21 protein-coding genes are annotated in these 20,598 nt (G+C 65.5%); 13 read left to right on the top strand and 8 right to left on the bottom strand.

Annotated features, from left to right (window positions below; all coding sequences use genetic code 11):
* Nucleotides 1–2: 2 nt before the first annotated feature.
* A complete protein-coding gene (gene thrS / locus HTUR_RS13760; RefSeq protein ID WP_012943929.1) occupies nucleotides 3–1,952 on the bottom strand; it encodes a threonine--tRNA ligase in 1,950 nt (649 codons plus the stop codon).
* A 354-nt stretch (nucleotides 1,953–2,306) separates the two neighbouring features.
* Here thrS and HTUR_RS13755 point away from each other — a divergent pair, with 354 nt between their 5' ends.
* The 3 genes from HTUR_RS13755 (at nucleotide 2,307) to HTUR_RS13745 (ending at nucleotide 4,119) form a co-directional block, all read left to right on the top strand.
* A complete protein-coding gene (locus HTUR_RS13755; protein WP_012943928.1) occupies nucleotides 2,307–2,696 on the top strand; it encodes a DUF7322 domain-containing protein in 390 nt (129 codons plus the stop codon).
* Nucleotides 2,697–2,773: 77 nt separating this feature from the next.
* Nucleotides 2,774–3,481 (top strand): HAD family hydrolase, encoded by a 708-nt coding sequence (locus HTUR_RS13750; protein WP_012943927.1) that lies wholly within the window; start codon nucleotides 2,774–2,776, stop codon nucleotides 3,479–3,481.
* Nucleotides 3,478–4,119, top strand: a complete 642-nt coding sequence (locus HTUR_RS13745) for a class II aldolase/adducin family protein (protein WP_012943926.1) — start codon at nucleotides 3,478–3,480, stop codon at nucleotides 4,117–4,119. The genes HTUR_RS13750 and HTUR_RS13745 overlap by 4 nt, the downstream gene beginning before the upstream one ends.
* Before the next feature lie 40 nt (nucleotides 4,120–4,159).
* Here the strand turns inward: HTUR_RS13745 and pyrE are convergent, their stop codons facing one another.
* Nucleotides 4,160–4,684 carry an orotate phosphoribosyltransferase gene (pyrE, locus tag HTUR_RS13740; RefSeq protein WP_012943925.1) on the bottom strand — a complete coding sequence of 175 codons (525 nt, stop codon included), beginning with the start codon at nucleotides 4,682–4,684 and terminating at the stop codon, nucleotides 4,160–4,162.
* A gap of 115 nt (nucleotides 4,685–4,799) precedes the next feature.
* On the opposite strand from pyrE, the gene HTUR_RS13735 reads away from it, so the two are divergent.
* From HTUR_RS13735 to aglJ, 3 genes are all read left to right on the top strand, one after another.
* On the top strand, nucleotides 4,800–5,762 hold the full coding sequence (locus HTUR_RS13735; RefSeq protein WP_012943924.1) for an alpha/beta hydrolase: 963 nt from the start codon (nucleotides 4,800–4,802) through the stop codon (nucleotides 5,760–5,762).
* A 287-nt stretch (nucleotides 5,763–6,049) separates the two neighbouring features.
* Nucleotides 6,050–7,339 carry a UDP-glucose 6-dehydrogenase AglM gene (gene aglM, locus HTUR_RS13730; protein ID WP_012943923.1) on the top strand — a complete coding sequence of 430 codons (1,290 nt, stop codon included), beginning with the start codon at nucleotides 6,050–6,052 and terminating at the stop codon, nucleotides 7,337–7,339.
* Nucleotides 7,340–7,469: 130 nt separating this feature from the next.
* Entirely contained in the window at nucleotides 7,470–8,492 is a 1,023-nt protein-coding gene (aglJ, locus tag HTUR_RS13725; RefSeq protein WP_049941742.1) for an S-layer glycoprotein N-glycosyltransferase AglJ, read from the top strand.
* Nucleotides 8,493–8,498: 6 nt separating this feature from the next.
* Here the strand turns inward: aglJ and HTUR_RS13720 are convergent, their stop codons facing one another.
* Nucleotides 8,499–8,828 (bottom strand): DUF5789 family protein, encoded by a 330-nt coding sequence (locus HTUR_RS13720; protein ID WP_012943921.1) that lies wholly within the window; start codon nucleotides 8,826–8,828, stop codon nucleotides 8,499–8,501.
* A gap of 148 nt (nucleotides 8,829–8,976) precedes the next feature.
* Between HTUR_RS13720 and HTUR_RS13715 the strand changes: the two genes are divergently transcribed.
* Nucleotides 8,977–9,186 (top strand): ribbon-helix-helix domain-containing protein, encoded by a 210-nt coding sequence (locus tag HTUR_RS13715; protein WP_008894315.1) that lies wholly within the window; start codon nucleotides 8,977–8,979, stop codon nucleotides 9,184–9,186.
* Between the two features lie 394 nt (nucleotides 9,187–9,580).
* On the opposite strand, the gene HTUR_RS13710 is transcribed toward HTUR_RS13715, so the two are convergent.
* Together HTUR_RS13710 and HTUR_RS13705 are read right to left on the bottom strand one after the other, a co-directional pair.
* Complete coding sequence (locus HTUR_RS13710) at nucleotides 9,581–10,003, bottom strand: hypothetical protein (protein ID WP_012943920.1); 423 nt, start codon at nucleotides 10,001–10,003, stop codon at nucleotides 9,581–9,583.
* A gap of 179 nt (nucleotides 10,004–10,182) precedes the next feature.
* Entirely contained in the window at nucleotides 10,183–10,866 is a 684-nt protein-coding gene (locus HTUR_RS13705; protein ID WP_012943919.1) for a hypothetical protein, read from the bottom strand.
* Between the two features lie 73 nt (nucleotides 10,867–10,939).
* Here HTUR_RS13705 and HTUR_RS13700 point away from each other — a divergent pair, with 73 nt between their 5' ends.
* Entirely contained in the window at nucleotides 10,940–11,623 is a 684-nt protein-coding gene (locus HTUR_RS13700) for a VOC family protein (protein ID WP_012943918.1), read from the top strand.
* A gap of 42 nt (nucleotides 11,624–11,665) precedes the next feature.
* Here HTUR_RS13700 and HTUR_RS13695 read toward each other — a convergent pair whose 3' ends face one another.
* Complete coding sequence (locus HTUR_RS13695; protein WP_226377448.1) at nucleotides 11,666–12,955, bottom strand: sensor histidine kinase; 1,290 nt, start codon at nucleotides 12,953–12,955, stop codon at nucleotides 11,666–11,668.
* A 551-nt stretch (nucleotides 12,956–13,506) separates the two neighbouring features.
* Here HTUR_RS13695 and HTUR_RS13690 point away from each other — a divergent pair.
* Nucleotides 13,507–14,004, top strand: a complete 498-nt coding sequence (locus tag HTUR_RS13690; RefSeq protein ID WP_012943916.1) for a YciE/YciF ferroxidase family protein — start codon at nucleotides 13,507–13,509, stop codon at nucleotides 14,002–14,004.
* Nucleotides 14,005–14,047: 43 nt separating this feature from the next.
* Here the strand turns inward: HTUR_RS13690 and HTUR_RS13685 are convergent, their stop codons facing one another.
* Both HTUR_RS13685 and HTUR_RS13680 read right to left on the bottom strand, forming a co-directional pair.
* Nucleotides 14,048–14,338, bottom strand: a complete 291-nt coding sequence (locus tag HTUR_RS13685) for a DUF5779 family protein (protein WP_012943915.1) — start codon at nucleotides 14,336–14,338, stop codon at nucleotides 14,048–14,050.
* 218 nt (nucleotides 14,339–14,556) lie between these two features.
* On the bottom strand, nucleotides 14,557–15,012 hold the full coding sequence (locus tag HTUR_RS13680) for a ferritin-like domain-containing protein (protein ID WP_008894323.1): 456 nt from the start codon (nucleotides 15,010–15,012) through the stop codon (nucleotides 14,557–14,559).
* Between the two features lie 499 nt (nucleotides 15,013–15,511).
* Between HTUR_RS13680 and HTUR_RS13675 the strand changes: the two genes are divergently transcribed.
* The 4 genes from HTUR_RS13675 to ilvC all read left to right on the top strand — a co-directional run bounded on the left by HTUR_RS13675 (nucleotide 15,512) and on the right by ilvC (nucleotide 20,598).
* Nucleotides 15,512–16,723, top strand: coding sequence for a LeuA family protein (locus HTUR_RS13675; protein WP_226377505.1), 1,212 nt, complete (start codon nucleotides 15,512–15,514; stop codon nucleotides 16,721–16,723).
* A 347-nt stretch (nucleotides 16,724–17,070) separates the two neighbouring features.
* The gene (gene ilvB, locus HTUR_RS13670) at nucleotides 17,071–18,885 is read left to right on the top strand and encodes a biosynthetic-type acetolactate synthase large subunit (RefSeq protein WP_012943913.1); all 1,815 of its coding nucleotides are present in this window, start codon (nucleotides 17,071–17,073) and stop codon (nucleotides 18,883–18,885) included.
* Nucleotides 18,882–19,547, top strand: coding sequence for an acetolactate synthase small subunit (ilvN, locus tag HTUR_RS13665; protein WP_012943912.1), 666 nt, complete (start codon nucleotides 18,882–18,884; stop codon nucleotides 19,545–19,547). Before ilvB ends, ilvN begins: the two co-directional genes overlap by 4 nt.
* Entirely contained in the window at nucleotides 19,540–20,598 is a 1,059-nt protein-coding gene (gene ilvC, locus HTUR_RS13660; protein ID WP_012943911.1) for a ketol-acid reductoisomerase, read from the top strand. Before ilvN ends, ilvC begins: the two co-directional genes overlap by 8 nt.

The following is a 20,598-nucleotide window of genomic DNA, read 5'->3' as shown; positions in this document are numbered from 1 at the left end:
GATCAGTCCTGCAGGAAGTCCGGCTGGGTCCGCTGCTCCTCGATTTCGGCCTCGAGGTGCTGCTTGAAGTCCTCGATCTCGACGTCGTACTCCTGGTCCTCGAAGCGATCGCGGACGGAGATGTTGCCGTCGTCCTCCTCGTTGTCGCCGACGATGATCTGGTAGGGGACCCGATCGTCGTGGGCCGCGCGGATCTTCCGCTCCAAGGTGGAGTCGCGACCGTCGACCTCGACGCGGAAGTCGTCGAACTCGTTGGCGACGCGGTGAGCGTAACCGAGGTTGTCGTCCGAAATGGGTAGCACGCGGACCTGTTCGGGCGCGAGCCACAGCGGGAACCGACCCTCGTAGTGCTCGATGAGCATCATGAAGAACCGCTCGTAGCTGCCGTAGAGCGCGCGGTGGATCATGACCGGACGGTGTTCCTCGTTGTCCTCGCCGACGTAGTTCAGGTCGAACCGCTCGGGCATGTTGAAGTCGAGTTGGACCGTGGGGCCGTCCCACGAGCGGCCGATGGCGTCCTCGAACGCGAAGTCGATCTTCGGCCCGTAGAACGCGCCGTCGCCCTCCTCGACCTCGTAGTCGTGGGCGCGATTCTCGAGGACGTTCTCGAGTTGCTCCTCCGCGCGGTCCCAGATCTCGTCGGAGCCGACCGACTTCTCGGGCCGGGTGGCGAGAGCCATCTCGTACTCGAGGTCGAACGTCTCGAGGACGTCGGTGATCATGTCCATGATCTCCTCGACCTCCTGTCTGATCTGGTCGGGGCGGATGAACAGGTGGCCGTCGTCGATCGTAAAGGCCCAGACCCGCGAGAGGCCCGAGAGTTCGCCGCGCTGCTCCTTGCGGTAGACCTTCCCGTTCTCCGCGTAGCGAATGGGGAGGTCGCGGTAGCTCCAGGACTGATCCTGGAAGATGGCGGCGTGGCCGGGACAGTTCATCGGCTTCAGGCCGAACTCGTCGTCGCCGACGTCGAAGATGAACATGTCGTCCTGGTAGTTCTCGTAGTGACCCGAGCGGTGCCAGAGATCCGTTTTGAAGACGTGGGGCGTCTCGACGTAGTCGTAGCCCGCGTCCTTGTTGAGGTCCTCGACGAAGTCCTCGAGTTCCTTCAGGACGGTCTTCCCCGGCGGGTGATACAGCGGCAGTCCGGGGCCGGTGACGTCCTGAATCGAGAACAGGTTCATCTCGTTGCCGATCCGGCGGTGGTCGCGCTTCTCGGCTTCCTGCTTGCGCTCGAGGAAGTCTTCGAGATCGCTCTCGTCTTCGAAGGCCGTCCCGTAGATGCGCGTCTGCATCGTATTCTCCTCGTCGCCGCGCCAGTAGGCGCCGGCGATTTCCAACAGCTCGACGACGCCGATTTCGCCCGTCGAGTCGACGTGCGGACCGGCACAGAGGTCCTCCCACTCGCCCTGTTTGTAGAAGGTGACGGTGTCGTTCTCGTCGGCGAACTCCTCGAGCAGTTCGAGCTTGTAGGGCTCGCCGGCCAGCCGCTCCTCGGCCTCCTCGATCGAGACATCCTCGCGCTCGATCTCGTAGTCCTCGGCGATGATCGCCTCGATTTCGTCCTCGAGGGCCGCGAGATCCTCCTCGTCGACGTCGAGATTATCGAAGTCGTAGTAGAAGCCCTCGTCCGTCGGCGGCCCGATCGCGAGGTCGACGTCGTCGTAGTGCCGTTCGACGGCCTGGGCGAGGCAATGTGCCGCGGAGTGGCGCATGACCTCGAGGTACTCCTCGGAGCCGTCGGTGACGATCTCGAGCTCGACGCCGTCGTAGACGGGTTCTTCCTTGGCGACAAGTTCGCCGTCGAGTTTGCCGGCGACCGTGTCGCGGCCGAGACCGGGACCGATTTCGTAGGCGCAGTCCTCGACCGTCGCGTCGGATGCGACCTCGAGTTCGGATCCGTCGGGCAGTACGACCGTTATCTGTTCCTGTGACTGGGAATCTGGTTCTGACATGGGTGTTCGTGTGGGTGCGGCTGCGAGTAGTGCTGTGGCTGCTGCTGATCGGGGAACTTCGGTGAGAAGTTCGGCGGGTGGTCCGCTCGTCCCACCGTGCTGTGGATCGAATCGAACACAGCCAGCGGTAGATGTAGGTTAGAAGCGGGCGAGAGCCCCTGTAAAGCGGACACCTACCATCGTGGATACGCGTAGTCTCGAGCGGGATAAAAACATTGTGATGAACCGTCGAGATTCCGGTTCGTCAGACGGCCGTCGTCGCGACTCGCGACCGGCCGCGACGGACATCGGCGCTGGCTCCAGACGGTCTTCGTCGGGCGAACGGTTTTCCCGCCGAACGGGGTACGTCCGTTCGTGGGCCCCGACCCGTCAGACGACGACCCGTTCGACGATCCGTTCGGCGGCGATCCGCTCAGGGATCCGTTCGAGAACGACCCTCTCGAGGATCCGTTCGAGGACCCCGCCGGGGATAGTGAGAGCGACGAGGACCTCGAGCGCGCGTTCGCCGAACTCTCGTCCGAGACGTTGCTCGCGTTCATCGTCGTCGGGGTACTCGTCCACGTCGGGGTGTTCGCCGGTGCGCTCGGCCTGATGTTTCTCGGATTCCGCGGTCAGTGGCTCATCGGTGGCGGTCTCGTGATCGTCGGAACCGTCGCGCTCGGCCTCGCCGTCGCGACCTATCGCCGCTATCGCGCCCGTACGGAGAGCGAGACGTCCGCGTCTAGCGCCTCCGCCCGCGAGTGAGCCGACCGATACCGAGGCCGCTACCGCGCGGTTCCGCGACCGATACTCGTTTTGTCCCTCCCGGTGACGGGTCCGGTATGTCGATCGACGCGGCGCTGTTCGACCTCGACGATACGCTGTACCCGTATCCGCCGTGCAAGGAGGCGGGAAAGGAGGCCGCGTTCGAGGCCGCTCGCGAACTGGGGTACGATCTCGATCGCGCCGGGTTCGAGTCGCTCTATCGGGCCGGCCGTCGCGAAGTCAAACGCGAGGTCCCCGGCACGGCGGCGAGCCACGAACGGTTCCTCTACTTCAAGCGCGGGCTCGAACTGCACGCGGAAACGGCCAGACCGGGCGACGCGAAGGCCCTCGGCGAGGCGTTCTGGGACGCCTACCTCGCGGAGATGACGTGCTATCCGAAGGTCGAGGAGACGCTCGCAGACCTGCGGAACCGCGGTATCGACGTCGGGATCGTGACCAATCTGACGACGCGGATCCAGCTCGCGAAACTCGAGCGCTTGGGGCTCGCGGACGGGATCGATCTCCTCCTGACGTCCGAGGAGACGGGCCGCGAGAAGCCGGGGTCGGTCATGTTCACGCTCCCGCTCGCGCGCCTCGACCGGCGCGCCTCGGAGACCGTGATGGTGGGTGACAACGTCGACGCGGACGTCGTCGGCGCGAACGCGGTCGGCCTCGAGACGGTCCTGTTCGATCCTCGTGTCGAGGTAGACGGAGCGCTCGAGGGCGATCGGAAACCGGACTACCGGATCGACGCGTTCGACGAACTGTTGGAGGTGATCCGATGACCCTCGAGGACGAGCGCCGAGCAGTGGTCGAGCACGCGCCGGATCTCGCCGCGTTGACGCCGGGCCGGACGGGCAACCTGAGCGTTCGCGACGGCGAGACCGGCGACGCCTTCGCGATCACGCCGACCGGCGTCCCGTACGATGGGTTCGACGCCGCGGACGTCCCGGTCGTCGGCGTCGACGGCGACCGGCGCGACGGCGAGATGGCCCCGAGCAGCGAAGTGCCGATGCACGCCGCGATCTACCGGCGTGAGGACGTCGGCGCGATCGTCCACACTCACTCGCCGTGGTCGACGACGCTGGCGGTCGCCCGCGAGCCGCTGCCGCCGATCCACTACATGATCGTCGCGGTCGGCAAGCGCGTCCCCGTCGCCGAGTACGCGCCCTACGGCACCGACGAGTTGGCCGAACACATCGTCCGGGCGATGGACGAGGCCGAGGCGACCGCGACGCTCATCGAAAACCACGGCCTCGTCGTCACGGCGTCGGACGTAGAGACCGCACTCGAGAACACCCACCACGTCGAGAGCCTGGCTCGGCTGTACCTCCAGACCCGTGCCGCCGGCCTCGAGCCGCGGACGCTGTCGGACGAGCAGTTGGAGACGGTGCTCGAGAAGTTCGAGTCCTACGGGCAGTAGCCGCCGGCGCCGTCGGCGTCTTCGTCGGCCGCCGCGGAACTCACTGCGACTCGAGTAGGTCGCTCGCGGTCACCAGCGCCTCCATTTCGACGCCGGCGTCCTCGACGTTCTCGCGGCCGCCCTCCTCGCGGTCGACGACGACCAGCGCGCGCTCGACGGTCGCGCCCGCCTCTCGGAGCGCCTCGACGGCCTCGACGAGGCTCGTCCCCGTCGTCACGATGTCCTCGACGACGACGACCTCCTCGCCGTCCTCGAGTCGGCCCTCGATCAGGTTCCCGGTGCCGTACTCCTTGCGCTGCTTGCGCGCGATGACGTAGGGGACGCCGGCCGCGACGCTGGTCGCCGCGGCGAGGGGGACCCCGCCCAGCGCGACGCCGCCGAGTTTGTCGTCCGCATCGAGTCGCTCCGCGAAGGCCTCGGCGATGGCCTCGAGACAGTCGGGATCGGTCTCGAAGAGGTACTTGTCGACGTAGTACTCGCTGGTGCCGCCGTGGGAGAGTTTGAACTCGCCGAACTTGACCGCCTCCGCGTCCCGCAGGGCCGCGATGAGTTCCTCGTTTGGCATTGCTCGAAGGGCCGCGCCGAACCGAAATAAGCGGTGTGGAACGGATCGACGTCGCGTGTGCTCCCGACGTGCAGATGCGCATATCTTTTTGTTCCGCCGATGAGTGTCCCGTGATATGACACCAAGCCGTGCTCCAGAGCCCCATCCGGACCTCAAACCGCTCCTCGAGACCCTCGACTCGTCGGCGGCGCCGGCACTCCACGAACTGCCGGTCGACGAGGCGCGCGCAGTGCTCGACGACATGTTCGACGACGATGCCGACGGTCCGTCGATCGACCTCGAGTCGGTCGAGGATCGAACGATCGACGGGCCGGCCGGGGACCTCCCGATCCGCGTCTACCGGCCCGCGGGCGAGACGCCGCGGCCGACGATCCTCTTCTTCCACGGCGGCGGCTTCGTCGTCGGGAGCGTCGACGAACACGACGACACCTGCCGGAAACTCGCCGCCGAGACCGGATACACCGTCGCCAGCGTCGAGTATCGATTAGCGCCCGAACACCCGTTCCCCGCCGCACTCGAGGACTGTTACGCCGCGCTGGAGTGGGCTGGCGAGGAGATCGAGACGCTGGGCGGTGACCGGGACCGGATCGTCCTCGCGGGCGACAGCGCCGGCGGCAATCTCGCGACGGCGACGAGCCTGCTCTCGCGCGACCGCGGCGGCGTCGACCCCGCTCACCAGCTCCTGATCTACCCCATCACCGGCGACATCACCGAGACCGACGCCTACGCGGAGAACGGCGACGGCTACTTCCTCGAGCGGGACACCATGGAGTGGTTCGACGACTGCTACTTCGAGCGCGAGATCGATCGCGGGAACGTCTACGCCCGCCCGCGGCTGGCGGCCGACCTCTCTGACCTCCCGCCGGCGACGGTCGTCACCGCCGGCTTCGACCCGCTGCGCGACGACGGCGCGCGCTACGCCGAGCGCCTCGAGGCCGACGGCGTCCCGGTCACCCACTACCACTACGACGACATGATCCACGGGTTCTTCGGGATGTTCGCCGATCCGGTGAACCTCGGGCGCGCCCACGAGGCCTACGACGACGTCACGCGTGCTCTCGAGCGGGCGCTCGAGTGAGGGGTGAACTGATCGGTAGAACTTAGAACTGGACTCGAAACGAAGCGGTCTGCTATCGTTTGGAACGCTATCGGGCGGTTCACTATCGTGGCAACACGGAATTGCCGCCCCCCTCCCAGCCGATTCGCTCGCCTAGGTCGTCGAGAGCCCTCGCTATCGCTCAGACACCTGACAGCATGCCATCGCACGGCGGTCCCTCGGTCCGGAGCGGACCATTCCTGCGCAGACTGATCGATCGACCGTGTAAATCCAAAAGCATGTAACGACGGCCGATATTGCGATACAGCATGGACGTCTCTATCATCGGCAGCGGCTACGTCGGCACCACCATCGCCGCCTGCCTCGCCGATCTCGGTCACGACGTGCTGAACGTCGAGATCGACGAGGACATCGTCGCGACTATCAACGCCGGCGAGGCCCCGATCCACGAGTCGGGCCTCGAGGAGCGAATCGCCGAGCACGCGGGCACGAACCTCCGTGCGACGACGGACTACGACGAGATCCGGGAAACCGACGTCACTTTCCTCTGCCTCCCGACGCCCCAGACCGACGACGGCAGTCTCGATCTGGCGCCCATGCGGGCGGGCACCGAGTCTCTGGGGCGGACGCTCGCCGAGAAGGACGGCGACCACCTCGTGGTCGTCAAGAGCACGGTTCTCCCCGGAACCACGGAGGAGGTCGTCGGCCCGATCCTCGAGGAGGAGTCCGGCCGCCGAATCGGCGACGGGCTCGAGATCTCGATGAACCCCGAGTTCCTGCGGATGAGCACGGCCGTCGAGGACTTCCTCGAGCCCGATAAGGTCGTGCTCGGCGCCTCGAGCGAGGGCGCCGCCGCGACGCTGCGCGAACTCTACGCCCCAATTCTCGAGCGCGAGGAGACGGATCTCGTCGAGACCGACGTTCGGGAGGCGGAACTCATCAAGTACGCCAACAACGCCTTCCTCGCGTCGAAGGTCTCGCTGGTCAACGAACTGGGGAACGTCGCAAAGGAGTACGGCGCGGACGCCTACGAGGTCCTCGACGCGGTCGGGCTCGACGACCGTATCTCCGACCGCTTCATGCGCTCGGGGCTGGGCTGGGGCGGCTCCTGTTTCCCGAAGGACGTCAACGCCCTGCGGGCCGGTGCCCGCGAACAGGGGTACGACCCCGACCTGCTCGACGCCGTCGTCTCGGTCAACGACGAGCAACCCCGCCGGCTCGTCGCCCTGCTCGCCGAGCACGTCCCGTTCGAGGGAGCCCGCGTCGCGGTGCTAGGGCTGTCGTTCAAGCCCGGAACCGACGACGTGCGCAAGTCCCGCGCGCTCGACGTGATCGAGCACCTCCGCGAGCGCGGCGCCGAGGTCGTCGCCTACGACCCGGTCGCCGTCGAGAACGTCCGGCCGGACTACCCCGAGATCGAGTACGCCGACTCGGCCGACGAGGCGCTCGCGGGCGCCGACGGCGCGGTCGTCGCGACCGACTGGCCGGAGTTCGACGACCTCGCGTTCGACGGGATGGAACGCCGGGTGCTGGTCGACGGCCGCCGGATCGACGTCGACCGGGACGCCCTCGAGGTCTACGAGGGGCTCACCTGGTAACGCCGATGTCGGTGTCCCTCGAGTCGGCCCGGCGAACCGCGACGCGCGACGGGCCGTCTGCGGGCGCCGTTATAACACGCGTATTACGCAATCAGTATCCTTTTGCGGCAGCGCACGGGAATGATTGTCGATGGGAAATGACGCGGTTCGCGCGGACGCGAGGCTCTCGAGCGGCGATGGAGAGGTCATCGCTATGAGCGCCGAGACGCGGGAGATCTCTCCCGACGACGTTTGCGTTCTCATTCCGACCCTCGACGAGGCGGCGACGATCGGCGACGTCATCGACGGCTTTCACGAGCAGGGCTACACGAACGTGCTCGTCGCCGACGGCGGGAGCGACGACGGAACCCGGGAGATCGCCCGCGACCGCGGCGCCCACGTCTTCGTCCAGTCCGGCGAGGGGAAGGGCCAGGCCGTCCGCGAGGCAGTCGAGTACGTCAACGTCCCCTACGTGGTGATGTTAGACGGCGACGGGACCTACGATCCCGTCGATATCGACGCCATGATCGAGCCCCTCTCGCGGGGGTACGAGCACGTGATCGGCAATCGCTTTGCGGACATGGACGACGACGCGATGAAGGCGTTGAACGGCTTCGGCAACCGGATGATCAACCGCTCGTTCAGCGTCATTCACGGTGCCGACTACGAGGACATCCTCTCGGGGTACCGAGCGTTCACCGTCGACTCGTTCGACCGGCTCTCGATCGACTCGGACGGCTTCACTCTCGAGACGGAGCTCGCCGTCGAGTGCGTCAAGCACGGTATCGACACGACCGTCGTGCCGATCAGTTACGGCGCCCGCCCCGACGAGTCGGAGACGAACCTCCACCCGATCAGGGACGGCGGCACGATCATCCTCGCGCTGTACTCGCTGGCCAAGACCAACAACCCGCTGTTTTATTTCGGCAGTTTCGGCGTCGGCGGGATCCTCTTTGGCGGTGCGATCGCGTCGTACGTCCTCTGGGAGTGGATCCAGTACCAGATCGGCCACGAGATCATGGCGCTGGTCTCGGCGGCCGCGATTCTGTTGGGCGTCCAGTTACTCATCTTCGGCGTCCTCTCGGATATGCTCCTCTCTTTGCACCGCGAGCAGCGGCGCCGTCTCGAGCAGATCACTCGCAAGAGCCGCGAGCGAGACGACGACGGACGATAACGCGTTTCAAAAGGGCAGCATCGAACGGACCTGCTGGAAGACGCCGTTCGAGTTGTTCCGTCGATACTCCTCGAACGGGCCGTGCAGGTCGTTCAACAGTTCCTGGCGCGAGCGAAACTCCTCGGTGTCGACTTCCGCGAGCATCTCGCGCAGCGCGACGTCGTTTCCGTGGACGTTGTACGGAATGCGTTCGTGGCCGAGTTCGGCCGCGACGTCGTCTTTCGTCGCCGGAAACGATAGCTCCGCGTCCTTTAGGCGGGCGTCGACGGCGGCGATACCGAATTCGATGCTCTCGGGTTCGTCGTCGTCTCCGCTCGATGGTGGCCGGACTCCCATACGATCACGTAGCACGTCCGCCCGCAAAACCGCTACGAAGACGGCCGTGGGAAAGCCACGCTCTCGATCCGTGGGAAGGAGACACCGCTGGATCGACACGGACGTCCGCTCCCGACACGCATTTGTCGCCGGCGATGAAGACACCTGTATGACCGAATACACCACGGTCTCGATCCCGAAGGATCTGGCCGACCGCGTCGAGGAGACGATCGACGGCACCAGCTTCCAGAGCACGAGCGATCTCGTTCGGTTCCTGCTCCGGAGCATCGTCATCCAGCACCAGAAGGAGGGCGAACTCACCGAAGCCGAGTTCGAGGAGATCACCGAACAGCTTCGCGGGCTCGGCTACCTCGAGTAGCGCGGTCGTCGCTCTCGAGTCTCGAGTCAGTGCGCTCGAGTCGTCGGGCCGATGCTCGCCCGGGAGCGTTGCGAGACCGAGCGGTACGAGACGGGCCGTGACAGCACGATCGCCGCTACCTCGTCAGCACAGGCACGGCTATTATCCGTTTCGAGGCCCTAGTTCGCACTGGAGGTCGAAGACAGATGCCACACGTCCCGGACTTCCCATCGCCGTCGGACGACGCTGACGACGATCGTAAGCCGGAGCGTCGGAGCATCATCGATCGAATAATCGGTGACGGACACGGGCCGACGAGCGCCGCACCGCGACCGGAACCGGTTCCGGCCTCGTTCTGGTAGCGGTCGCGCGCTCGCAGCGCGTTCGGATTCGATATTTCTTCCCGCCGCCGCAGTCAGTCGGTCAGCGACTGGTCCGGCGGTCGCGCGTCCACGACCTCGAGGGGTTGCCGTCGACCGCGCCGGTCGAAGGCACCGAACGACTGTTCGTCGAGTTCCCACGGCGGAACGGCGACGAAGATCACTTGCGCGAGGTCGTCTCGCTTGGTCACCTCGAGTTCCCGGAGCGGGTGCGAGACGAACTGCCCCTGTGTCTGGCGGGCCGGGGTCGTGAGATCGACGCCGAAGACGGCGTTGAGGGCGTTGTCCGGGTCCGGGAGGAAGAAATCCGTAAAGACCGGTGTCTCGGGCGCTAACTCGGTTGTCCCCTCGAGTTCGCCGGCGGGCATCACCGAGACGCCGGTCGTCACGCGGTCCGGATCGGCGTCGCTGGCGAGATCGAGAAGGACGTCTACGAGCGCCCGCGTGATATAGACCACTATTCCCCGTAAGTACCGATCGTAGTTAGTTGTACCCCCACGATCATCGCTGTAACCGATGCCGGAACAGGATACGGGCGATACGATGACGCTCGAACAGGGTACGGGCGATCCGACGGTGCTGGAACGCGACACGAGCGCGTCGATCGTATCGGTACCGTCTTCGGCGGCGGTAGTAGCTAGATCGGCAGCAGCTGCCACGCCATCCCAGCGTATACCTGCGGCGCGCGCCGGCGAGCGTTCTCGAGGGCGTCCGCGAGCGCCGCCGGCGCGTCGGTCGTGATCCCCGGACCGTGCCCGACGAGGATCCGCTCGGGCGAGAAGCCGCCCAGTTCCTCGCGCGGCGGGACGGGTCGACGCATCGGGTGGACGCCGAGGCGTTCGCTTCCGGCCCGGAAGAACGCGGCCGTGCCGACCGATTCGGGGACGACGAGCGTTCCGTCCTCGCGGTCGTAGAGGGCGACCTCCTTCCAGAAGCGATTGTCGACGATCGTGTGGGCCTCGAGGCCGGTGTCGGAGAGTTCGTCCGAAAAGCGGGCGACCGGGGCGTCGAGGTCCTCGGTGACGCCCTCGAAGATCTGGGGGAGATAGACCGGCACGTTGTGCCGGTCGGCGATCGCTTCGGCGTCTCGCGTGTGGCGATCGAGCAGGACGACGACCCCCCGTACGTCGCCGAACTCGGCGACCAGTTCGTCGAGTCCCGCGGTGTCGACGGGATCGATGAGCCAGACGTCGCCGTCTACCTCGAGGGCGTGGCTCGCGCGTTGCATCTCCTCGTCGGGGTGGGCGATCCAGCCGACGCCGCCGTCGAAGCGGTCGATCTCTCGGAACTCGGTCGCACGCTCGTCGACGCGAAACGGCATACCTGCGACTACGGCGGCGGCGCGTAAAAGCGTAGGCGATGACACTATGTCGCCGCCCCGCGTACGTCCGACCATGCTCACCGGGTTGTCCTGGCTCGCTCTCGAGGCCAAATATCTCGAGCCGGCGCGGTCGTTCTACGAGGAGACGCTGGAGTTGGCCTGCACCGCGGAGCGCGAGACCGAACTCGTCTTCGCCGCCGGCGAGACGGACCTCGTGATTCGCCGGCCCGAGGCCGTCCCGCGAGGCGGGCTCCACACCCACTACGCGTTCTCGATTCCCGATGCCGAGTACGACGACTGGTGGGACCGCCTGAGCGCCGAGTACGACCTCGAGGAGGCTCGATTCGGCCCCGCGAAGTCGCTGTACCTCTACGACCCCGACGGCAACTGCGTCGAACTCGGCCAGCAGGGCGTGGAGGGCCCCGGCATCGACGGGATCTTCGAGGTCGTCCTCGAGGTCGAGGATCTCGAGCGCGCGGAGTCGTTCTACGCTGCGCTGGGGTTCGAGACGGTCGACGGCGGGGACGAACGCAAGCGGATCCGGATGAACGGCCCGATGGCCCTGGAACTCTGGGAGCCCCACCTCGGCATCGCTGACGCTCGCGGCGGCGTCCACGTCGATCTGGGCTTCGAGAGCACCGAACCGACCGCGGAACTCGAGGCGGTCAGCGACCGCGTCCAGCGCGTCGACCGCGTCGACGACGAGGAGGTCGTCGTCCGCGATCCGGACGGCCATTGCCTGACGTTCACGACGTAGGGGGAGCGAGTATCTCGGAGAAGAGTCGGCTGCCGACGAGCGCTACGCTCGACTGTCGCTGGGCTCTTCGCTGTCGGCTCGAGGCGGGCGGGTCCGTTCCGACTCCTGAGCCTCGGTGCGCGGCAGCGTGAAGTAGAACGTCGCGCCCTCGCCGGGTTCGGAGTCGACCCAGATCTTCCCGCCGTGGCGCTCGATGATTCGCTGGCACAGCGCCAGTCCGATGCCCGAGTCCGATCCCTCCTCGGACGTGTGCGCGGTTTCGAAGACGTCGAAGATCTGCTCGGACTGCTCGGGATCGAGCCCGATTCCCTGATCGGCGATCGCGAACCGCCACTCGTCGCCGTCCCGTTCGACGCCGACGTGCACCCGCGGCGGCTCGTCCCCACTGTATTTGAGCGCGTTCGAGAGGAGGTTGCGGAACACCTGTGCGAGCTGGTCGCCGTCAGCGATAACCGTTGGGAGTTCGTCGACGGTGATCGTCGCGTCGGTCTCCTCGATCCGCGGTTCGAGGTCGGTGAGCACGTTGTCGAGGACCGCTGCGGCGTCCGTCGGTTCCAGGGGCTCGCCGCGGGTGGTGACCCGGGAGTACTCGAGGAGGTTCTCGATCATCGCGCGCATCCGTTCGGCGCCGTCGACGGCGTAGTCGATGAACTCCTCGGCATCCTCGTCGAGCTCGTCCCGGTAACGATCCTCGAGTAACTGGAGGTAGCTCGAGACCATCCGCAGGGGTTCCTGCAGGTCGTGGGAGACGGCGTAGGCGAACTGCTCTAAGCGCTCGTTCGAGGCCTCGAGCTGGTCAACGCTCTCGGCCAGCTCCTGTTGGGTCCGTCTGAGCTCCGTCACGTCGGTGTAGAGCGCGAACGCCCGCTCGCCCTCCTTTCCGACCTCGTAGGGGATCACGCGAAGCTTGTAGTGACCGCGACCGTCGGGTCGGTCAACGGTGACCTCGTCTCGGTAGATCTCGTTGTCCGCGACGTGGGCCGCGACCGCCGCTTCCGTCTCTGTCTCCTGGAGGGGAACGACCTCGAACAGGTTCTTTCCCTGGGCGTCCGCGCTCGTGTGGTCGACGAGCTCCTCGAAGACGGTGTTGGCGCGATCGATCGTCGGCTCGCCGTCCGTGTACTGGATATCCGCGGCCGCGGACGGCGCGTTCTGGAACAGCGATTCGAACCGCTGCTTCTCGGTTCGGATCTCGTCCTCGATCGCCTCGAGTTCGCTCGTCGTCTCCTCGAGATCGGCGATAGATCGTTTCCGGCGGGCGGTCTCGAAGCCGACGAGAATGCCAGCCGTTCCCCCGACGAGCGCCACGAAGATCGCCTGAAACAGGATCACGTCGAAATCGATCGTCGCTTCCGGTGCCAGATACTGATGCGACGCGTATCCACCGGACGCCAGCCCTGCGAGTACGTATCCGATACCCGTATAGCGACCGATGATTCCAGGTCCGTTCGGTGTGTCAACGTTCGTGAGCGCGTAGTATCCAATGCAGCCGAACGTAACCGAGAGAACGACCAGTGACCACTGTCCAAGTAACGCCAACACCAACCGCGATTCGTGAACCCACACATGGTACACAGAGACGACCAGCGAGAAGACGAAAATCGCCACAACAATCGCGGTTCCGAGCCATCTCGGAAAACGCCAGTCCATACGATTGTTTGCTACCTGTCTCAGTTATAAATTGGGAGGAAAGCACCGCAGAGACTCTTTCACTCGCTGCCATGTACCAAACCGGCGTCGAATCGTTCGAACCCGTCTCCGACGACCGGAAACCTCCTGTGATGAGCATGCCCTGAGAGCCGTTTGCCGCCAGCCGAACGCTCCTGCAGACTGCAAGCCCGCTGTTTATCGAACCTAGCGCTGTCCCAACAAACGGATCGCCCATGAGCATCGACACAACCGAAGACCTCTTCGTATCCGGCCTCAAGCACGCGTATTACACCGAACAGCAACTCGTCGACGCCCTCGACGAACTCGAGCAGACCTCCTCGAACGAGGAACTCAAAAGCGGGTTCGCCGAGCACCGCGAAGAAACGAAGACGCACGTCGACCGTATCGAGCAGGTGTTCGAACAGCTCGACGCCGACGCCGAAGCGGCGGAAGACCCCGTCGTCGAGGGGATGATCCAGGCTCACGAGGAGTTCATGGATCAGGATCCGAGCGAGCAGGCCATCGATCGGTACAATATCGCCGCCGGCCAGAAGTCCGAACACTACGAGATTGCCACCTACGGCAACCTCATCCCGATGGCCGACCAGCTCGGGATGGACGACGTCGCCGACATGCTCGAGGAAACCCTCCGCGAGGAGCAGGACGAACTCGAGACGCTCTCGGAGATGGGCGAGCAGTTCGACTACGGCGAACTCGAAGCGTCGAACTGACGGCGTCGACCCGCGAGACCCTCGCTTTTTCTCGACCGCGAAACTACAGTCGATCCGTGTTCACGTCGACGCCTGGCGGCGTCACCAGCAAGAATCCGCGGAAGTGAACGAGGTTCCCACCCGACTCCCTGATGTCGCGAGCGAAACCGGCGGCCAGTTCGTTGACGTCGCCCTCGACGTTGAGGACGAGCACGTTCCCCTTCGAGATCGCCTCGAGCCACTCCTCGGCGGGCGTCTCCCCGTCGAGGACGCCGAGGACGATACTGCCATCGATCTCGAGTTCCTCATCGATGTGTTCCTCGACGGTTCGGAGGTCGAGGTCGAAATCGCTCATAGGGGGTGCGTCGAACCGGGACGAGAAAAACGTTCGCCATCAACCTTTTACGCTGCGTGCGGTCGCTTCGCGACCGCACTCGGCAAAAGGTTGATCAAAAGCACAGCGTCACCCCCTCAGCCGCGCCAAGGCGCGGCTTCGAGGGTTCCTCGGCCCGCTCACTCCCTTTGGTCGCTCGCGGTCTTCGACTGTTCGCGGCAGCTATCGAGTCGGACGGCTCAGTCCATCGGGAACTCCTTCTGGAACCCGCGGAACTCGGTCCGGTGGGCCTCCTCATCGGTGAGGATCGTCACCGCCACGTCCTCCGTGACGGGGTCGTTCGCGTCTTCGGCGGCCTCGATCAGTGATCGGTAGGTCTCGATCGCATCGTTCTCGGCCTCGAGGACGCCCTCGATGACCGACTGGACGTCGGTGGTGTCCTCGGGAGGCTGGAGGCTGTGTTGCTTGGCCTGGAACTGCTCGGAGCCCGGCGGCGACTCGTCGAGTTGCTTCAGGCGCTCGCCGAGTATCTGCGCGTGGTCGAGCTCCTCCTGGATGTCCTCCTCTAAGCTCGCCTTGACCTCCTCGGCGTGGATGCCATCGAGGACGATCGCGTTCGAGAGGTAGTTCATCACGGTCTCGAGTTCGTCGGTGTAGGCCTCCGTCAGGAGGTCCGTAATCTCGTCGGTCGTCATGCCGGCCGACCTACCACAGCGAGCGGTAAAGACCTGGTACGCGCGCCTGCATGACGCGTTTATGGACCCCGACCGTTCGTCGATCCCAACGGCGCACGTCATTCGCCCGCAGACGCAGCGCGGAGGCGAGTATTTGGGAGGTATATAGACGAATGGGCGCTAATGGACCGATATAATCGAAATGTTCGTTTCGATTCGGGTCAGGAGGAGAACTTCTACCCGACTGTCAACCGATGAGCGCGCGCCAGCGATTCTCGGATGTCGACGGCTCGCAATCAGGGTCGACTCGAGTCGATCGCGGTCTCGTTCGCTCTCGTTCGAAGTATGATAATAGGACATAATAGGACAGGAAAGGCCGTTGGTGTCTTGCGATTTTCGACCTTCATCGGAGATCGTGGGTTGTGACCACTTCCCACCCGAGACTCAGGACAGCGGTAGCTTTATATACCTCGTCGCCCGTCGGATTCAGATACAATGTCTTCACAAGACGATTCGTCCTCTGACACCAGTCAGGGGGGTCGAGTTCTTCCAGGGCACGTTAGATTCCACTGACGAAATAGAGTCAGCACGTGTCTTCGATACGACCCTCCGGGACGGCGAACAGTCGCCCGGAACTTCGTTCTCCTACGACGACAAACGGCAGATCGCGTCCATCCTGGACGAGATGGGTACCCACGTCATCGAGGCCGGGTTCCCCGTCAACTCGGACGCGGAGTTCGAGGCCGTTCGTGATATCGCGTCATCGACCTCGACGACGACCTGCGGGTTAGCCCGCGTCGTCGACGCGGACATCGAGGCCGCACTGGATTCCGGCGTCGAAATGGTGCACACGTTCGTCAGCACCAGCGACGTCCAGATCGAGGACTCGATGCACGCGACGCGAGACGAAGTCGTCGAACGCGCAGTCGAATCGGTCGAACGCGTCACTGAGACGGGAACCACCTGCATGTTCTCGCCGATGGACGCGACCCGAACTGACGAGCAGTTCCTGCTCGAGATCATCGAGGCCGTCAGCGAGGCCGGCGTCGACTGGATTAACATTCCGGACACCTGTGGCGTCGCCACGCCGACGCGGTTTCGGGCCATGATCGAGAAGGTCTGTGCCCATACGGACGCGCGGATCGACGTCCACACCCACGACGACTTCGGGCTGGCCACCGCCAACGCCCTGGCCGGCATCGAAGCGGGGGCCGATCAGGCGCAGGTCTCGGTCAACTCCATCGGCGAGCGCGCGGGCAACGCCGCCTACGAGGAGTTCGTGATGGCCGTCGAGTCCCTGTATCAGACCGACACGGGGATCGACACGACGCGCATCACCGAGCTCTCGAACGTCGTCGAGGAGAAAAGCGGGATGGCGACGCCGGGCAACAAGCCCGTCGTCGGCGACAACGCCTTCTCCCACGAGAGCGGCATCCACGCCGCCGGCGTCATCGAGAACTCCGACACCTTCGAGCCCGGCGTCATGACCCCGGAGATGGTCGGCGCCGAACGCCGCCTGATCCTGGGCAAGCACACCGGTACCCACTCGGTACGGGAGCGCCTGGCCGAACTGGGCTTCGAGCCCACCGACGATCAGGTCAGGGCGGTCACCCGCCGCGTCAAGGACTTCGGGGCCGAGAAGCGCCGGGTCACCGTCGACGACTTGGAGCGCTTCGCCGAAGAGGCTGGCATCGAACGCCAGTCCAAAGAGGAGGAGGAGGTGCGCGTCTAAGGGATGTCCTCCCCGTTTGCCACCGTTCGCGAGCCCCTGCTGTCGCGCTCGAGCGGACCGACCAGCAATACTTGCAGCGGCTTGAAAACTCGCAAGGGTTATGTCACTCGAGGGTCCTACGAGAACGATAATGACGGTCCGCGCTTCACTGTCGGCTCGCAGCCCGGTCGACACCAGCGCGCTCGCTCCGATTCGTATTGTAGGGGCGCCTACGCCCCGTATCTAGTACCTCGTAGCTTCGGACCCGAATTCGTCGCACCGTTCTCACAGCGACAGCAAATCCAGCAGATGACAGCATACCCGACATCCACAGCGATCGACAGCCGCCACGCGGCGGGAGGTAATCGATGAGCGAACGCGCAGCAAAGGTCACACAGGCAGACGAGGAGGCACAGGACGACGACCAGATCACCGACAGCGCGGCCCCGGACGCGGCTCAGGAGGCCGACGCCGGGTCGGAGACGACGCCGGCACCCGTCACCAGCGGTGCCGAAGCGGTCGTCCGCGCGCTAGAAAACGCGGGCGTCGAGCACGCCTTCGGCGTGCAGGGCGGGGCGATCATGCCCGTCTACGACGCCCTCTACGACTCGGAGATCTACCACGTGACGATGGCCCACGAGCAGGGCGCGGCCCACGCGGCCGACGCCTACGGCATCGTCTCGGGGAAGCCGGGCATCTGTCTGGCGACCTCCGGACCGGGCGCGACCAACCTCGTCACGGGGCTGGCCGACGCCGACATGGACTCGGATCCGATGGTGGCTCTGACGGGCCAGGTGCCGACGGAGCTCGTCGGCAACGACGCCTTCCAGGAGACCGACACGACGGGCGTCACGACGCCGGTCACGAAGGACAACACCTTCTCGAGCGACTCGGACACCGTCGGCAGCGACGTCAGCGAGGCGTTCGCCCTCGCCGGTGAGGGCCGACCGGGCCCGACGCTGGTCGATCTCCCCAAGGACATCACGAACGGCGAGACCGACCACGAGCCCGACGCGCCGTCGGTGCCCGAGACCTACGAGGTCCAGGAGCGGGCCGACGAGGAGATCGTCGCGGCCGCGGCAGAGCGCATCGAGAACTCGAACAGGCCCGCCATGCTGCTGGGCGGCGGCGTCATCAAGGGCGAGGCCAGCGAGGCCTGCCGCGAGTTCGCCATCGAACACGAGATCCCGGTCATCACCACGATGCCCGGCATCGGTGCCTTCCCCGAGGATCACGAGCTTTCCCTCGAGATGGCGGGGATGCACGGCACCGGCTACGCCAACATGGCGATCACCCACTGCGACACGCTGATCGGGATCGGAACGCGGTTCGACGACCGCCTGACCGGCGGCATCGAGACCTTCGCGCCCGATGCGGAGCTCATCCACGTCGACATCGATCCCGCGGAGATCTCGAAGAACATCCACGCGGACTACCCGCTGATCGGCGACGCCGCGACCGTCGTCGAACAGCTGGCCGAGGCGGTCGACGAGTCGCCCGAGGCCACGAAATGGCGCGCGCAGTGCCAGCAGTGGAAGTCCGACTACTCGATGGCCTACGACGCGCCCGAGGACGAGCCGCTCCAGCCGGAGTTCGTCGTCGAAGCCTTAGACGAGGCGACCGACGACGACACCATCGTGACGACCGGCGTCGGCCAACACCAGATGTGGGCCTGCCAGTACTGGACGTACACCGAACCCCGCACGTGGGTCTCGAGTCACGGGCTCGGGACGATGGGCTACGGGCTGCCGGCGGCGATCGGCGCCCGAATCGCGGCCGACGACGATCAGGACGTCGTCTGTTTCGACGGCGACGGCTCGTTCCTGATGACGTTGCAGGGTCTCTCGGTCGCGGTCCGCGAGAATCTGGACATCACGGTCGCCGTGCTCAACAACGAGTACATCGGGATGGTCCGACAGTGGCAGGACGCCTTCTTCGAGGGCCGCCACTCCGCGTCGGACTACCACTGGATGCCCGAGTTCGACAAGCTCGCCGAGGCCTTCGGCGCGGCCGGCTTCCGCATCGACGACTACGACGAGGTCGCCGACACCATCGAGGAGGCGCTTTCCTACGACGGCCCCTCGGTGATCGACGTCCACATCGATCCCGAGGCCAACGTCTTCCCGATGGTGCCAAGCGGCGGCGACAACGGACAGTTCGCACTGACGGAGGACCAACTATGAAACGAGGACTCGAGGGACCACCGCCGGAGGACCGACCGACCCCCGCGGGTCGACGCAACAAGCAGGGCATTCGCATCGACCCCGAGGTCGAAGCGACCCACGAGCCCCGGCGCACCGTGATCTCCGCGCTGGTCGCCCACGAGCCCGGCGTGCTCTCGGACGTCTCGGGACTGTTCTCGAGGCGCCAGTTCAACATCGAGAGCCTGACCGTCGGGCCGACGAAAGACGAGGACCGCGCGCGGATCACGGTCGTCGTCGAGGAGCCCGATCCGGGCATCGACCAGATCAAGAAACAGCTGCGCAAGCTCGTGCCGGTGATCTCGGTGCGCGAACTCGAGCCCGACGCGATGCAGCGGGAGCTGGCGTTGATCAAGGTCGACGCCGACGATCCCGCGCAGGTCAGCGCCGTCGCGGACATGTACGACGCGACGACCGTCGACTCGAGTCCGGAGACGGCGACCTTCGAGATCACGGGCGCGCGCCAGAAGATCGAGGCAGCGATCGACACGTTCGGCCAGTTCGGGATCCGGGAAATCTCCCGAACCGGGACGACGGCGCTCGCTCGCGGCACCGAGGAGACCGCGGCAGCCGTGAACGCGACTGAATCGACCGCCACCGAGGCGAACCACGACGAAACATACCAGACAGCAAACGATGACTGACGAATTCACCACCGACATCTACTACGACGACGACGCAGACGTATCGACGCTCGACGACGAGACCGTGGCCGTGCTGGGCTACGGGAGCCAGGGCCACGCCCACGCGCTGAACCTGAACGAAAGCGGCGTGGACGTGGTCGTCGGCCTCCGCGAGGAGTCGTCCTCGCGCTCGGCCGCCGAAGCCGACGGTCTCGAGGTCGCGACGCCGGCCGACGCCGTCGCCCAGGCCTCCTACGTCTCCGTGCTGGTGCCCGACACCGTCCAGTCGGACGTCTACGAGAACGCCATCGAACCCAACCTCGAGGCGGGGGACACGCTGCAGTTCGCCCACGGACTGAACATCCACTACAACCAGATCCAGCCCCCCGAGGGCGTCGACGTGACGATGGTCGCGCCGAAGAGCCCGGGCCACCTCGTCCGCCGGAACTACGAGAACGACGAGGGGACCCCCGGCCTGCTGGCGATCTACCAGGACACTACCGGCCATGCCGAGGAACGCGCACTCGCCTACGCGAAGGGGATCGGCTGCACTCGCGCCGGCGTCATCGAGACGACGTTCCAGGAGGAGGTCGAATCGGACCTCTTCGGCGAGCAGGCCGTCCTCTGTGGCGGCGTCACCTCGCTGGTCAAACACGGCTACGAGACGCTCGTCGACGCGGGCTACTCGCCGGAGATCGCCTACTTCGAGTGTCTCAACGAGCTCAAACTGATCGTCGACCTGATGTACGAAGGCGGGAACATGGAGATGTGGAACTCCGTCTCCGACACCGCCGAGTACGGCGGGCTCACCCGCGGCGACCGGATCGTCGACGAGTCGGTTCGTGAGAACATGGAAGAGGTCCTCGAGGAGGTCCAGAACGGCGAGTTCACGCGTGAGTGGATCGTCGAGAACCAGGCCGGCCGACCCAGCTACAGCCAGCTTCGACAGGCCGAGCAGGAACACGACATCGAGGAGGTCGGCGGTCGACTGCGCGACCTGTTCGCCTGGGCCGAGGAGGAAGAGCAAGCGGAAGACGAAGACGAGTCCGTCCAGGTGCAGGCGGACGACTGA

The organism is Haloterrigena turkmenica DSM 5511, assembly GCF_000025325.1.
GTDB lineage: Archaea > Halobacteriota > Halobacteria > Halobacteriales > Natrialbaceae > Haloterrigena > Haloterrigena turkmenica.
The sequence above is the reverse complement of the archived record's forward strand: the minus strand, read 5'-3'. Positions and strand labels throughout refer to the sequence as shown.